Source organism: Streptomyces sp. NPDC031670, from assembly GCF_055580545.1.
Map to the genome: position 1 here is coordinate 798,123 of NZ_JBVILC010000001.1, position 13,271 is coordinate 811,393.

11 protein-coding genes are annotated in these 13,271 nt (G+C 74.2%); 7 read left to right on the forward strand and 4 right to left on the reverse strand.

From position 1 onward, the window contains the following. The first annotated feature begins 28 nt into the window (after positions 1–28). Positions 29–559, forward strand: a complete 531-nt coding sequence (locus ACZ5ID_RS03630; RefSeq protein WP_468893005.1) for an Lrp/AsnC family transcriptional regulator — start codon at positions 29–31, stop codon at positions 557–559. Positions 560–609: 50 nt separating this feature from the next. Beyond that, positions 610–2,292: a DUF885 domain-containing protein gene (locus ACZ5ID_RS03635; protein WP_468893006.1), complete on the forward strand. Its 1,683-nt coding sequence runs from the start codon at positions 610–612 to the stop codon at positions 2,290–2,292. 48 nt (positions 2,293–2,340) lie between these two features. Here the strand turns inward: ACZ5ID_RS03635 and ACZ5ID_RS03640 are convergent, their stop codons facing one another. Further along, a complete protein-coding gene (locus ACZ5ID_RS03640; protein ID WP_468893008.1) occupies positions 2,341–2,826 on the reverse strand; it encodes a rhodanese-like domain-containing protein in 486 nt (161 codons plus the stop codon). Positions 2,827–2,920: 94 nt separating this feature from the next. Between ACZ5ID_RS03640 and ACZ5ID_RS03645 the strand changes: the two genes are divergently transcribed. Then, positions 2,921–3,367 carry an Lrp/AsnC family transcriptional regulator gene (locus ACZ5ID_RS03645; protein WP_468893010.1) on the forward strand — a complete coding sequence of 149 codons (447 nt, stop codon included), beginning with the start codon at positions 2,921–2,923 and terminating at the stop codon, positions 3,365–3,367. A 19-nt stretch (positions 3,368–3,386) separates the two neighbouring features. On the opposite strand, the gene ACZ5ID_RS03650 is transcribed toward ACZ5ID_RS03645, so the two are convergent. The 3 genes from ACZ5ID_RS03650 to ACZ5ID_RS03660 all read right to left on the reverse strand — a co-directional run bounded on the left by ACZ5ID_RS03650 (position 3,387) and on the right by ACZ5ID_RS03660 (position 8,276). Continuing rightward, entirely contained in the window at positions 3,387–6,401 is a 3,015-nt protein-coding gene (locus ACZ5ID_RS03650; protein WP_468893012.1) for an AAA family ATPase, read from the reverse strand. Continuing rightward, complete coding sequence (locus ACZ5ID_RS03655; RefSeq protein WP_468893013.1) at positions 6,398–7,579, reverse strand: exonuclease SbcCD subunit D; 1,182 nt, start codon at positions 7,577–7,579, stop codon at positions 6,398–6,400. Before ACZ5ID_RS03655 ends, ACZ5ID_RS03650 begins: the two co-directional genes overlap by 4 nt. A 70-nt stretch (positions 7,580–7,649) precedes the next feature. Further along, entirely contained in the window at positions 7,650–8,276 is a 627-nt protein-coding gene (locus ACZ5ID_RS03660; protein WP_406552161.1) for a YigZ family protein, read from the reverse strand. 292 nt (positions 8,277–8,568) lie between these two features. Between ACZ5ID_RS03660 and ACZ5ID_RS03665 the strand changes: the two genes are divergently transcribed. The 4 genes from ACZ5ID_RS03665 to ACZ5ID_RS03680 all read left to right on the forward strand — a co-directional run bounded on the left by ACZ5ID_RS03665 (position 8,569) and on the right by ACZ5ID_RS03680 (position 13,262). Further along, positions 8,569–9,219 (forward strand): hypothetical protein, encoded by a 651-nt coding sequence (locus ACZ5ID_RS03665; protein ID WP_468893015.1) that lies wholly within the window; start codon positions 8,569–8,571, stop codon positions 9,217–9,219. Further along, positions 9,206–10,906, forward strand: coding sequence for a GH3 auxin-responsive promoter family protein (locus ACZ5ID_RS03670; protein WP_468893016.1), 1,701 nt, complete (start codon positions 9,206–9,208; stop codon positions 10,904–10,906). Before ACZ5ID_RS03665 ends, ACZ5ID_RS03670 begins: the two co-directional genes overlap by 14 nt. A 74-nt stretch (positions 10,907–10,980) precedes the next feature. Beyond that, on the forward strand, positions 10,981–11,838 hold the full coding sequence (locus tag ACZ5ID_RS03675; RefSeq protein WP_468893018.1) for a class I SAM-dependent methyltransferase: 858 nt from the start codon (positions 10,981–10,983) through the stop codon (positions 11,836–11,838). Between the two features lie 17 nt (positions 11,839–11,855). Beyond that, complete coding sequence (locus ACZ5ID_RS03680; RefSeq protein WP_468893019.1) at positions 11,856–13,262, forward strand: FAD-dependent oxidoreductase; 1,407 nt, start codon at positions 11,856–11,858, stop codon at positions 13,260–13,262. Positions 13,263–13,271 lie beyond the last annotated feature (9 nt).

The window sequence follows — 13,271 nt, forward strand, 5'->3', positions numbered from 1 at the left end:
GCGCCGAGGTCCGTGCTACGTTCGGCCAATGGCCGATTCTGTCGTACTGGACCCGGTGGATCTGGACATTCTGCGCCTTCTGCAGAACGACGCCCGGACCACCTACCGCGATCTCGCGGCCCAGGTGGGCGTGGCGCCCTCCACCTGCCTGGACCGGGTCACCAGACTGCGCCGCACCGGAGTGATCCTCGGGCACCAGCTCCGGCTCGACCCGGCGCGAATGGGCCGCGGCCTGGAGGCCCTCCTCTCGGTGCAGGTGCGGCCACATCGGCGCGAACTGATCGGTCCGTTCGTCGAACGCATCCGGGCGCTCCCGGAGTCCCGCGCCCTGTTCCACCTCACCGGCCCGGACGACTACCTGGTCCATGTGGCCGTGACGGGCACGGCCGACCTCCAGCGGCTGGTCATCGACGAATTCACCTCACGGCGCGAAGTCGCCCGGGTGGAGACGCGGTTGATCTTCCAGCAGTGGGAGTGCGGCCCTCTGCTGCCCCCCGTACCGACACCGGCACCGGCGTCCGCTCCGCCCCCTCCCTCCCCTTCCGTCCCCGGTGGCTGAAGGTCGCCTGTGGGTGACGCGGAGCCCGTGCTCGTACGAGTATGTGGACCATGCCAGACACTTCCAGCAGCGTGCTGCCCCGCCAGGTCGCCGACGCCCATGTCGACGCACTCATCGAACTCGACCCCATCACCGGTACCTATCTGGGCGTGCGCGAGAGCGCCCGGCTGCTTCCGGACTTCTCGCCCGCCGGGCAGGAGGCGGTGGCCGCCCTCGGCCGCGCGACGCTGGCGCGGCTCGACGAAGCGGAGCGGACACCGGGCGCCGACAGCGACTCGGAGCGGCGCTGCGCCAGACTGCTGCGGGAGCGCCTGTCGTCCGAACTCGCCGTCCACGAGGCGCAGGAGGGACTGCGCTGCGTCAGCAACCTGCGCTCACCCGTCCACTCGGTGCGCCAGGTGTTCACCATGATGCCGGTCGCCGACGAGGCCGACTGGGCGGACGTGGCGGCGCGCCTCACGGCCGTTCCCGCCGCCCTGGAGGGCTACCGCGCCTCCCTGCAACTGGGTCTGGACCGGGGCCTGTTCGCCGGGCCGCGCGCCACGGACACCTTCGTCGGCCAGCTCACCGAGTGGATCGGCACGGACCGCAACTGGTTCGCGGAGTTCGCCGCGCCGGGACCCGGGGCCCTGCGGGCCGAACTCGACGCCGGCGCGCGCGTGGCGGGCGAGGCGCTCGTCAACCTGCGCGACTGGCTGCGCGATGTGTACGCCCCCGCGATCGCCGGGGCCCCCGACACCGTGGGCCGTGAGCGGTACGCCCGGTGGGTGCGCTACTTCAACGGGACGACCCTGGACCTCGACGAGGCCTACGCCTACGGCTGGTCCGAGTACCACCGCATCCTCGGCGAGATGAGGACCGAGGCCGACAAGATCCTGCCGGGGGCGGGCCCCTGGGAGGCGCTGGCCCACCTCGACGAGCACGGCACCCACATCGAGGGCGTGGACGAGGTCCGCGCCTGGCTGCAGGCCCTGATGGACGAGGCGATCGAGGCCCTGGACGGCACACACTTCGAACTCGCCGAGCGGGTACGGAAGGTGGAGTCGCACATCGCGCCGCCCGGGAGCGCCGCCGCGCCCTACTACACCGGCCCCTCCGAGGACTTCTCGCGCCCCGGCCGCACCTGGCTGCCCACCATGGGCGAGACCCGCTTCCCCGTGTACGACCTGGTCTCGACCTGGTACCACGAGGGTGTACCGGGCCACCATCTGCAGATCGCGCAGTGGCGGCACGTGGCGGACCGGCTCTCGCGCTACCAGGCCACCATCGGCACGGTGAGCGCCAACGCCGAGGGGTGGGCGCTCTACGCCGAGCGGCTCATGGACGAACTGGGCTTCCTGCCCGACCCGGAGCGGCGCCTGGGGTACCTGGACGCGCAGATGATGCGGGCGTGCCGGGTCATCGTGGACATCGGTATGCATCTGGAGCTGGAGATCCCCGGCCACTCGCCGTTCCATCCCGGCGAGCGCTGGACACCGGAGCTGGCGCAGGAGTTCTTCGGCCGCCACAGCGGGCGTCCGGCGGACTTCGTGGAGAGCGAGCTCACCCGCTATCTGTCCGTGCCCGCGCAGGCGATCGGCTACAAGCTGGGCGAGCGGGCCTGGCTGATGGGCCGCGAGAACGCCAAGAAGCACCACGGTGAGGCCTTCGACGCGCGTGCCTGGCACATGGCGGCGCTGTCGCAGGGGCCGCTGGGGCTGGACGACCTGGTGGACGAGCTGTCCAAGCTCTGAGTGCGCGCGGTGGTGGCGGGCTTGGCCCGCCGCCACCGCCGCCGCGGGTCAGCAGCCGCAGTCCTCCGCGCCGGCCGGCGCGGTCAGCGCGTCGGCCTCGCGCTTGCGAAGGCCCTCCCAGGTCTCGTACGCGAAGCCCTCGCGCACCCAGTACTCGAAGCCGCCGAGCATCTCCTTGACCTGGTAGCCGAGTTCGGCCAGGGCGAGCGCGGCGCGGGTGGCGCCGTTGCAGCCGGGCCCCCAGCAGTAGGTGACGACCGGCAGGGACCTGTCGAGCAGTTGCTCGGCCTGCTCGGCGATGAGCGCGGTCGGCAGGTGCAGGGCGCCGGGCACATGGCCCTGGTCCCAGGCCCGCGTGGAGCGCGAGTCCAGCACGGTGAAGCCCGGCTCGCCGCCCTGGGCCAGCGCGGACGCCACATCGGAGACGTCCGCGTGGAAGACCAGGGCGGCGCGGAAGTACGCGGCGGCGTCGGCGGGCGCGGCCGGGGCGACGCGCAGGACGGGGTTGGCGGCGGCGGGCCGCGTTGTTGTCATGGCCGGAAATCTACGGCTGCCGCTCACCGGCCGGAAGACGCGATCCCCGGAACATCTCTTGATTCGCCGGGGATTTCCCTGTTGTCTGGCAGCCATGACCGAGTATTCCCCGGACGCCACCGACTGGCGCATCCTGGACGCCCTCCAGCAGGACGGCCGGGCCACCTTCGCGGAGCTGGCGCGCGTCGTCGCCATGTCCCCGAGCGCCGTGACGGAGCGCGTGCGGCGCCTTGAGGAGGCCGGGGTGATATCGGGCTACACGGCGATCGTCGACCAGGAGCGGCTGGGCCGGGGCATCCTCGCCTTCGTACGGCTGCGGTACCCGAACGGCAACTACAAGCCCTTCCACGATCTGCTGGAGACGACTTCGGAGATCATGGAAGCGCACCACGTCACGGGCGACGACTGCTTTGTGATCAAGGTGGGCGCGCGGTCGATGAGCCACCTGGAGGAGATCTCCGGGAAGATCGGCGCCCTGGGGTCGGTGACGACCAGCGTGGTCTACTCCTCGCCCCTGCCCCGCCGCGCCACCGGCCGCTGAAGGCCGCGCGCGGAAGCGCTCAGTCCCCCGCCCCGGCCGTCCGGTGGCGCACCCGCGACCCGTCGCGCTCCTTGACGACCTCCAGCTGGGTGGGGATACGGCGGCGCAGATCCCCGACATGGCTGACGATTCCGACGCTGCGGTCGCGCTCGCGCAGCGAGTCCAGGACGTCCAGGACCTCGTCCAGGGCCTGGTCGTCGAGGCTGCCGAAGCCCTCGTCGATGAAGAGCGTGTCCAGCCGGACGCCACCGGCCTCGTCGGTGACCACGTCGGCCAGGCCCAGGGCCAGCGCGAGCGACGCGAAGAACGTCTCGCCGCCGGAGAGCGTGGCGGTGTCGCGCTCCCGGCCGGTCCAGGCGTCGACCACGTGCAGCCCCAGTCCGGAACGGCCGCGTCCGCCCCGCGCGTCGGAGTGCACCAGCGTGTAGCGACCGCCGGACATACGGCTCAGCCGGGCCGTGGCGGCAGCCGCGACCTGCTCCAACCGCGCGGCCAGTACGTACGACTCCAGCCGCATCTTGCGTTCGTTGTCGGCGGAGGTGCCCGCGGTGAGCCCGGCGAGCCGGGCCACCCGGTCGTACTCCTCGCGCAGGGGGCCGATCCGGCGCGTCTCCGCCGCGGCCTCGCGTCCCAGCCTGCCGAGCTCGGCGCAGCGGGCGCGGGCGGCGGCCAGCACCGAGGCGGCCTCCCGCAGCGCGCGCTCCACGCGCGCGTGGGCGGCCTCGGCCTCCTGCGGCCGGGCGGCCGGACGGGCGCCGGCCGCGACGGTCCCGGGGTCGGCGAGCCGGTCAGCGACCGCCGCCTCCTCGCGCTGCCACTCGTCGAGCCGGTGCTGGAGCTCGCTCTGCCGGCGGTCGTCGAGGAATGCCTCGGCCGCCGCCCGTGGCGTGTCGAAGCCGGCCCGGAAGGCGGCCTCGGAGAGCCGGCCGTCGGCTTCCTTGAGCCGCTGGGCGCTCACCTCGACCTCCCGGACCGCCTCGGCGGCCCGGGCGAGCAGTCCGGCCCGGTGATCGAGGAGCGCTGCCTGCTCGGCGACGCTGCGGGCCTCGCCCCGGGCCACCGCCAGCTCCCTTTCCAGGGCGGCCTGTTCCCGCTCGATCTCCTCGCGCCGCGCGGTACGGGCGGACACGCGCCTGTCCGCCTCGCGCTGCTGCTCCAGGCGCCGGGCGTGCTCGCGCTCGGCGCTCTCCAAGGCCTCCCGGGCCGCGTGCAGTCCGGCGGCGAGCGCACGGCTCTCGCCGTATTCGGCCTCCCACTCGCGCACCTGGCCGTCAAGGACCGCGAGCGGTTCGGTGCCCGACTCCGCGCTCGCCGCCGCCAACCGCTCCCGTACCGAGGCGAGGGCGCGCTCGGCCTCGGCGCGGGCCGCTTCGGCCTGCCGGTAGGCGTCGTGGGCGGCCTCTTCCGTCGTACGGTCCACGTGGCCGGTGGTGGCGCGCGCGGGCTCGGGGTGCTCGGGCGAGCCGCAGACGGCGCACGCCTCCCCGTCGCGCAGCCCCGCGGCGAGCTCGGCCGCGATACCGCGCAGCCGCTCCTCGCGCAGGGACAGCCAGTGCTCATGGGCGGTGTTGGCCCGCTCCCGGGCGGCGCTCCCGCGCTCCTCGGCGGCGGCCACGCGCACCTGGAGCGAGTCGCGCTCGCGGGCCGCCGCCAGCCTGCGCCGGGCGGGCTCCAGCCGTCCTGCCAGCTGTTCGGTGCGGGCGGCGGCCTGGTGGGCGGCGTCGACGCGCTCCTGGTGGCGCCGGCGGTCGCCCTCCCAGGCGGCCAGCCAGCCGGCCGCGTCCAGGAGCAGGTGCTCGTCGGCCCTGGCCTGGCGGTCGAGTTCGGCGCGCTCGGCGGTGATCTCGGCGCTGCGGGCCTCGGCCCGGCGGGCGGCGTCGAGCGCGCCCAGTTCCTGGCGCATCTGCCGCTCCAGCGCGCCCAGTTGCTCGGCCCCTGCCTCGGCCAGCTCCGGGGGCAGTGACGCGCGCGAGCGCTCACGGGCCGTGGCCGCCGTCTCGTGCTCGTGTTCGGCCTCGGCGCGCAGGGCGAGGGCGGGGGCGACCAGGTCGGCCTTGCGGGCCCGCGCCAGGCGCTCCCGTACGGCCGCGCGCCGGGGCTCGGCGGCGGCCAGCTCGTCGGCTCGGCGGCGGGCGTCGGCGTACCGGCGCTGGAGCTCGTCGAGGCGGCGCTCGTCGTCGAGTGCGGTACGGGCGGCGGCCTGACGGCTCTCGGCGGCGGCGAGGGCGCACTCCGCGACGGCGAGGCGCTCGCGGGCCCCGGCGCGCGCGACGGCGGCCCACTCCAGGACGCCCTCGGCGAGCCCGGGTTCGCCGGGGCGGTGGCCGGGCAGCGGCCAGTCGCGCGCGTCCGGGCCGTCCCCGGCGGCCTGCGCCATCCGCTGGGCGAGGTTGAGCAACCGCTCGTCTCCGGTCTTGACCTGCTGCTCGGCGGCGCGGCGCAGCTCGGCGAGGCGCTCCTCGACGGCGGCGAACCGGCCGGTGTCGAAGAGGCGGCCGAGCAGCTTGCCGCGCGCCTCGGCGTCGGAGCGCAGGAACTTGGCGAAGTCGCCCTGCGGCAGCAGGACGACCTGGCAGAACTGCTCGCGGCTCATCCCGATGAGCTGCCCGATCTCCTCCCCCACCTCCTGGTGGGAGCGGCTGAGCGCCCGCCATTCGGCCGCGCCCGGGTCGTACTCGCGCAGCCAGGTCTGGGCTTTTTCGGTGGTGAAGCCGCTGCCGCGCTTCTTGGGCCGGTTCTGCTGCGGCCTGCGGGTGATCTCCAACCGCCGTCCGCCGACGGTCAGATCGAGCAGGACCTCGGTGACGGTGTCGGGCGCCGCGTGGTCGCTGCGCAGCACCGCGCCGGGGCTCTGGCGGGCGCCGGGCACCGCTCCGTACAGCGCGTAGCACACGGCGTCCAGAACAGAGGTCTTGCCCGCTCCGGTCACGCCGTGCAGCAGGAAGAGGCCGCCGGCCGAGAGCGCGTCGAAGTCGACTTCCTGGGTGCCGCCGAAGGGGCCGAACGCGGTGACGCGCAGCCGGTGCAGCCTCATCGGGCCCCCTCGCGCGCGTGGTCCCGGATGAGCTCGGACTCCACCCGTACGTCGTCGAAGGCGGCGCGCAGCACGGTGCGCTCCCGCTCGTCCGGGCCGCTGCCGCCGCGCACATGGGCGACGAAGTTCTCGGCGATCTCCTGGTCGGTGCGGCCCTCCAGGCGGCGCGCGTACGAGGCGAGCGGGTCCTCGGGGGCGCGGTCCGGCTCGAAGACCAGGCTCAGGGTGTGCGGGAAGCGGGCGGTGAGGCGGGCCATCGCGTCGTCGGGGCGGACCGGGTCCGTGAGTGTCGCCTCGACCCACGCGTCCTCGTGGGGCTCCAGGGCGGGATCGTCCAGCAGGTCGTCGAGCCGGCCCCGGACGCGGGCGAGCGGGCGCGGGACGGGGCAGTCGACGCGCTCGGCAGCGACGGCTCCGTCGGCGGCCAGGTCGACGAGCCACATGGTCTTGCGGTGGGTGGTCTCGGAGAACGAGTACGCCAGGGGGGAGCCCGAGTAGCGCACGCGGTCCGAGAGGGTCTGGCAGCCGTGGAGGTGGCCGAGCGCCACATAGTCGACGCCGTCGAAGACTCCCGCCGGGACGGCGGCGACCCCGCCGACGGTGATGTCGCGTTCGCTCTCGCTCGGCTCACCCCCGGCGACGAACGCGTGGGCGAGCACCACGGAGCGGGTGCCGCGCGGGCGTGCCGCGAGGTCCGCCCGGACGCGCTCCATGGCCGCGCTCAGGACCTGCTCGTGCCCGGCCTTGTCGGTCTTGAACTCCTCGCGGACCAGGGCCGGTTCGAGATAGGGGAGTCCGTAGAAGGCCACTTCCCCGTGGGCGTCGGACAGCAGGACCGGGGTGTCGCATCCCGCCGGGTCGGTGCGCAGATGGATGCCGGCCCGCTCGATGAGGCCCGCGCCGACGCCGAGCCGCCGGGCCGAGTCGTGGTTCCCCGAGATCATCACCGTCGGCACGCCCTCGTCGGCGAGCCGGTGGATGGCGCGGTCGAAGAGCTCCACGGCCGCCAGCGGCGGCACGGCCCGGTCGTAGACATCGCCCGCCACCAGGACCGCGTCCACGTCGCGCTCGCGCACCGTCGCCACCAGGTGGTCGAGGAACGCGGCCTGGGCGTCGAGCAGGGCGACCCGGTGGAACGACCGTCCCAGGTGCCAGTCCGACGTATGCAGGAGTCTCATGATTCCCGAGGGTATCGGTGGGGTCGGACATCCCGGGCGGCAACTGCCTTACCGGTACGGCTCACAGCTGTCACGCGTCCCCGTACGCCTCGCCGCCGAGCTCCAGCGTCGCGGTGCCCGCGGTGACATCCGCGAGCCAGCGGCGCAGGGACTCCACGTCCGCCTCCGGGAGGGCGATGCCGATCGTGACGGCCTCGGCGTAGCGCACCTCGCGCACGGCGCGGCCGGTGGCCCGCAGGTCGTTCTCCAGCTTGCCCGCGCGCTGGTGGTCGACGGTGACGGTGGCCAGGCGGTAGCGCCGGCGCACCACGGTGCCGAGCGCGTCCAGGGCTTCGCCGACCGCTCCGCCGTACGCGCGGATGAGGCCGCCCGCGCCGAGCTTCACCCCGCCGTAGTAGCGGGTGACGACGGCGACGGCGTACCGCACCTCGCGGCGGGTCAGCATCTGGAGCATCGGGAGCCCTGCGGTGCCGCCCGGCTCGCCGTCGTCGCTCGCCTTCTGTACGGAGGCGTCGGCCCCGATGACGTAGGCGAAGCAGTTGTGGGTCGCCGTCGGGTGCTCCGCGCGGACGCGCGCGACGAAGGCCTGCGCCTCCTGCTCGGTCGCGGCGGGCGCGAGCGCGCAGATGAACCGCGATCGGTTGATCTCGGTCTCGTGCACGCCCTCGCGGGCGATCGTCCGGTACTGCTCCTGCATACGGCCACCCTATGCGGTGCCGCGCCCGTGACCTGCGGCTCACCGCGGGGCCCCGGTGGCTCGGGCGGCGCTCGCCGGGGCCGCGGGGGCCCGGGGTGACGGATGTCACCGGGGCGGGGGCCGGGTGCCGGACCGAGGCGCACCCCCGGGCGACATCCCGGTGGACATCAGTTGAACCGTCACCCGCTCCTCCCCCTTGATCCTCAACTCTCCCTATAGCCGACTCACGCAGGCTGCGGGGAGGAGTCGTGCCACAGCAGAGAGTGCGCCGATCCGTAAGGAGCAATCCGATATGTCAGCAAACCTCCCGTTATTCTCCGTCCTTCTGGGAGGCGATTACGCGGGCAAGTCATCAGCGATCTCCCGGCTCGCGGGGGGCCCCGAGCCCGTCCGGGTCGTCTCGGTCGACGACCGCTTCCTCACCGAGCGGCACGCGCTGATCGGCCGGCTGCGGCGCGAGGTGGTGAAGGACGTCGCCGCCCCGGACGGCGCCTACTCGCCCGACTTCATGGCCAGCATGCTCCAGACCGCCGTGGTGCACCTGCGCGACCAGCTCCTCACCGCCGCCGGGACCGCCGACGACGGGCCGCTCCTCGTGGACTCGTACTACTACAAGATCCTCGCGAAGTGCCGTCTGGCGGGGGTCCGCGAGAACCCCATGTACGACTGGTGGCGCTCGTTTCCCCAGCCGCGCCACGTCGTCTACCTCAGGGTCGCGCCCCAGGAGGCCTGGCGCCGCAGCCGGCGCGGCAGAGGGCTCAACTCCCTCGAACACTACGGCGTGCGGCCGGACCGGATGTCGTTCGAGCGGTACCAGACGGACCTGGAGAAGCTGATGTGGGACGAGATCCGGGACCTTCCGGTGACCGTCCTGGAGCAGCAGGGCTCCCCCGGACGGACCGCCGACGCCGTGCGGGAGGTGGTCCGCCATGACGGTGTCTGAGGCGCGTCGGGACGGATTGCCCCGGACCGATCCGGAGCGGGTGGAGCGATACCGGGCGCGGGTGTTCGCCGCACGGGCCCGGCTGCGGGCGGCGTTCACGGACCCGGCCGGACACCAGCAGCGGGTCCTGGAGGACCTGCTCGCCTTCAACGCCGACACCGCGTACGGCCGCGCCCACGGCTTCGCGCGCGTGCGCACCCCGGACGACTGGCGCGAGGCCGTGCCCGTCCAGGACTACAGCGGCCTCGCACCCTGGATCGAGCGCGCCGCCGCGGGCGAGGAGAACGTCCTCACGGCCGACCGGCCCGCCGTCTTCTTCACCAGCAGCGGCAGCACCGGCGCCCACAAGAAGATCCCGGTCACGCCCCGCTTCATGCGCACCACGTTCTTCCCGTTCTACTACGCCGCCTGGGCGCCGCTGATCGAGCACTTCCCCGACGTCCTGGCCCGCCCGGACGCCGTCCTCAACCTCAAGCACGACCCCGTCGCCGCTCCTCCGACCACCGCCTCGGGACTCCCCCATGTCGGCACCAGCCAGGTCGACTTCGGCGCGCGCTTCGGCGAGCCGCTCTCCGCGGAGCCCGGTACCGGCGCCCCCTGGGCCACCCTGCCCGTACAGGTGGAGGCGGGGGCGCACCTCGACAAGATGTACCTTCGGCTGCGGCTGGCCGTCGAGAGCGACGTCCGTTGTGTCATCGGGATCAACCCGGCGATGGTCGCGGCCCTCCCCCACCAGCTGAATCTGTGGTGGGAGCGCATCGTCCGGGAGGTGGGCGACGGCACCCTGGGCGGGCATCCCCACCGCCCGCCCAACCCCGCACGCGCGCGCGAACTCGACCGTCTCGCCGCGCACTTCGGGCGGATCCGGCCGGCCCACATCTGGCCGAACGTGCGCGCCCTGTTCTGCTGGACCACCGGCCTCGCCTCGCTCTACCTCCCGCGTCTGCGCGAGGAGTTCGGGCCGGGCGTCACCCTCCTGCCCGCCCCGGTGGCCGCCTCGGAGGGCCCGACCGGAGTCGCCCTCGACCGCCACCCGACCGCCGGCAGCCTCGTCGTCACCGCCTCCCTGTACGAGTTCGCCGACGCCGACCAGGACCTCGCCCCCAGGATGCCGACGCTCCAGCCCCACGAACTGGAGGTCGGCCGCGACTACCACACCGTCTTCAGCCACGTGGGCGGTCTCTACCGCTACGCGGTGGGTGACGTCGTACGGGTCGTGGACCACGAGGGCGGTGTGCCGCGCCTCGAATACGCAGGCCGCAACACCCTCTCCGACGCGGCCGGGGAGCGGCTGCGCGACGCCCAGGTCCTGCGCGCCCTCACCACCGCCCTCGCCGCGGGCGGTCTCGAACTGCGCAACGCCGCCTGCCGTGTCACCCCTGATCCCCATGGCACCCCCGCCTACCAATTCGCCCTCGCCTCAGCCACTCCTTGGAGCGAGACCGAGACCGACGCGTTCCTGACGCGCCTCGACCACGCCCTCGCGCGGGAATCCCCCGGCTATCGCCGCGCCCGCGCCCACGCCCGCCTGGGCGCCCCCACCGCCCTCCTCCTGCATCCCGACGCCTTCCTCGACGACTGGCACGCCACCGTCGCCGACGGCGTCCGTCCCACCCAGGTCAAAGACCGGCTCTTCCGCCAGGACCCGGCGCAATGGCAACGACTCACCGACGGGAACGGTTCCTGACCCTCCAGTCGCGGCCCCACCCGCCACCGCGGCCCCGCGACCCCACCCGCCCGACCGAAGGAGACGACAACCCCGTGACCGAGTTGCTCGACGCCGTCGAACGCACCGCCCTGCTCACCGCCGCCCTGCGTGCCGCGGAGACGCGCCGGCCCGACCGCATCTACCGGGATCCGTACGCGGACACGCTCTGCGGGGAGATCGGTCCGGAGCTGCTGGCGGAGATCCGGAAGGCGACGTTCCCGGCAGACGCCTCGCGTACGCTCCCCAGCACCCCCGACTACAACGCCATCCGCACCCGGTTCTTCGACGACTTCCTTCAGGAAGCGGCCCGCGAGCCGGGGATGCGGCAGATCGTGCTGGCCCCGGCCGGGATGGACTCGCGCGCGTACCGGCTGCCCTGGCCCGAGGGGCTGTGCTACTACGAGGTCGACCGGCCCGCGGTGCTGGCGTACAAGCGGGACCGGCTGGAGGGGGTGCGGCCGGGGACCGACCACCGTACGGTCGCCGTGGACCTCACCGCGCCCGACTGGGAGGACGACCTGCGGAAGGCGGGCTACGACCCGGCCCTGCCGTCCACCTGGCTGCTGGAAGGGCTGCTGTACTACATCCCCGAAGAGGACACCCGACGCGTCCTGCGCCGTGTGGCGGACTTCTCGGCGCCCGGCAGCCGGATCGCCGCCGACCTGGTCAACTGCGCGGCCCTGACCCTCGCTCATATGCGGGGCCTGCTCGACATCTTCGCGGGCTGGGGCTGCCCCTGGCTGTTCGGGACCGACGAGCCCGAGGCGCTCTTCGACGACTGCGGATTCTCCGTGGCGGCGGTGCAGCCGGGTGAACCGGGGGCGGACTTCGGCCGCTGGCCGGACCCGGTGCCGCCGCGGCACGAGACGGACGTGCGCCGGGTGTTCTTCGTCCACGGCCGGCGGCGCTGATGTCCAAGGCTCTGGTCGTGGGAGGCAGTGTCGCGGGACTGGCCTCCGCTCTCGCGCTCGCCGGCTCCGGGCGGCAGGTCGTCGTCCTGGAGCGTTCCGCCCCGCCGCCCCGGGGCGCGATGGCCGATCTGCACGGCCGCTGGCAGCGCCCCACCGTGCCGCAGGCCCAGCATTCCCACACGTTGACCTCGCTCGGCGTCCGCACCCTGCGCACCCGCGCCCCCGAGGTGCTGGAGCGGCTGCTCGCCGCCGGCGCCCCGCTGTTCGACCTCACGCGCGCGATGCCGCCGGGTGCGACCGACCGCGCGCGCGAGGTGGGCGACGACCTGCTGGTCGCCCTGGGCTGCCGCCGCACCACGCTCGAACTCGTCCTGTACCGGACGGTCGAGGCCCTGCCGCAGGTGGAGATCCGGCACGGCACGACCGTACGCGGGCTGCGGCTGAGCTCCGACCGGCAGTCGGTGCGCGGCGTGGTGACCACCGACGGCGCGCATCTGTCCGCCGATGTGGTCGTGGACGCCACCGGGCGCCGCGCCGCCGCCCGTGGCTGGCTCACCGACGCGGGAGTCCCGGTCCCGGGGGATCTGACGAGCCCCGGGGGGCTGCGCGGCTTCACCCGCTTCTACCGGCTCAGAAGCGGGACCCTGCCCGGTCCGCTGAACCGCGGCCACGCCGCCGGTGACATCTGGGACCACTACGCGGGCGTGCTGCACCCCGGCGACGCGGGCACCTTCGCGATCGCCCTGGGCACCCTGCCCGGCGACACGGAGCTGGACCGGCTGCGGCACGCCGACGCCTTCACCGCCGTCGCACACGCGACTCCCGGACTCACCGCCTGGCTGGACGAGGCCGTCAGCGCCCCCATCTCGGCCGTCCACACGATCGGCGGCCCGGCCAACGCGCTGCGGGCGACCGCCGTGCGTCCGCCCGTGACGGGGCTGTTCCCGGTCGGGGACGCGGCCTGTGTCACCAACCCGCTCCACGGGCGCGGGATGTCGCTGGCGCTCGCGCAGGCCTTCGGCCTGGCCGACACGCTCGCGGCCCACCCGGCCGGGCGGCGCGGCGAGGCCGCGGCCGAGTTCGCCGACGTCCTGCTGCGGCCGTGGTACGAGCACGCGGCGAGCACCGACCGGGAGCGGATCGGGCGCTGGAGCGCCGTCGTGCACGGCCGCTCCCTGCCGCCCGCCTACCCCGGCTGCCCCGACACGTCCATACGGTCGGCCGCCACCCATGACGGGACGGTGTGGCGGGGGCTGACGCGGGTCCTGATGGGGCTGAGCACTCCGGACGAGGTGTTCGGGGACGAGAAGTTCCGCCACCGCGTCGCCCAGGCACCGCGTGGCGGGCTCCCGATGAGCGCCGGGCCGCTGCCGCGCCAGAAGCTCCTGAGCGTCCTGGCGGCGGCGGAAGGAGCCTCCTCGTGACGCCCCTGT

What these genes read in the sequence shown, in the direction of transcription:
- ACZ5ID_RS03630 (WP_468893005.1), top strand. Translation starts at nt 29, where the DNA reads ATGGCCGATTCTGTCGTACTGGACCCGGTGGATCTGGACATTCTGCGC.
- ACZ5ID_RS03635 (WP_468893006.1), top strand. Translation starts at nt 610, where the DNA reads ATGCCAGACACTTCCAGCAGCGTGCTGCCCCGCCAGGTCGCCGACGCC.
- ACZ5ID_RS03640 (WP_468893008.1), bottom strand. Translation starts at nt 2,826, where the DNA reads ATGACAACAACGCGGCCCGCCGCCGCCAACCCCGTCCTGCGCGTCGCC.
- ACZ5ID_RS03645 (WP_468893010.1), top strand. Translation starts at nt 2,921, where the DNA reads ATGACCGAGTATTCCCCGGACGCCACCGACTGGCGCATCCTGGACGCC.
- ACZ5ID_RS03650 (WP_468893012.1), bottom strand. Translation starts at nt 6,401, where the DNA reads ATGAGGCTGCACCGGCTGCGCGTCACCGCGTTCGGCCCCTTCGGCGGC.
- ACZ5ID_RS03655 (WP_468893013.1), bottom strand. Translation starts at nt 7,579, where the DNA reads ATGAGACTCCTGCATACGTCGGACTGGCACCTGGGACGGTCGTTCCAC.
- ACZ5ID_RS03660 (WP_406552161.1), bottom strand. Translation starts at nt 8,276, where the DNA reads ATGCAGGAGCAGTACCGGACGATCGCCCGCGAGGGCGTGCACGAGACC.
- ACZ5ID_RS03665 (WP_468893015.1), top strand. Translation starts at nt 8,569, where the DNA reads ATGTCAGCAAACCTCCCGTTATTCTCCGTCCTTCTGGGAGGCGATTAC.
- ACZ5ID_RS03670 (WP_468893016.1), top strand. Translation starts at nt 9,206, where the DNA reads ATGACGGTGTCTGAGGCGCGTCGGGACGGATTGCCCCGGACCGATCCG.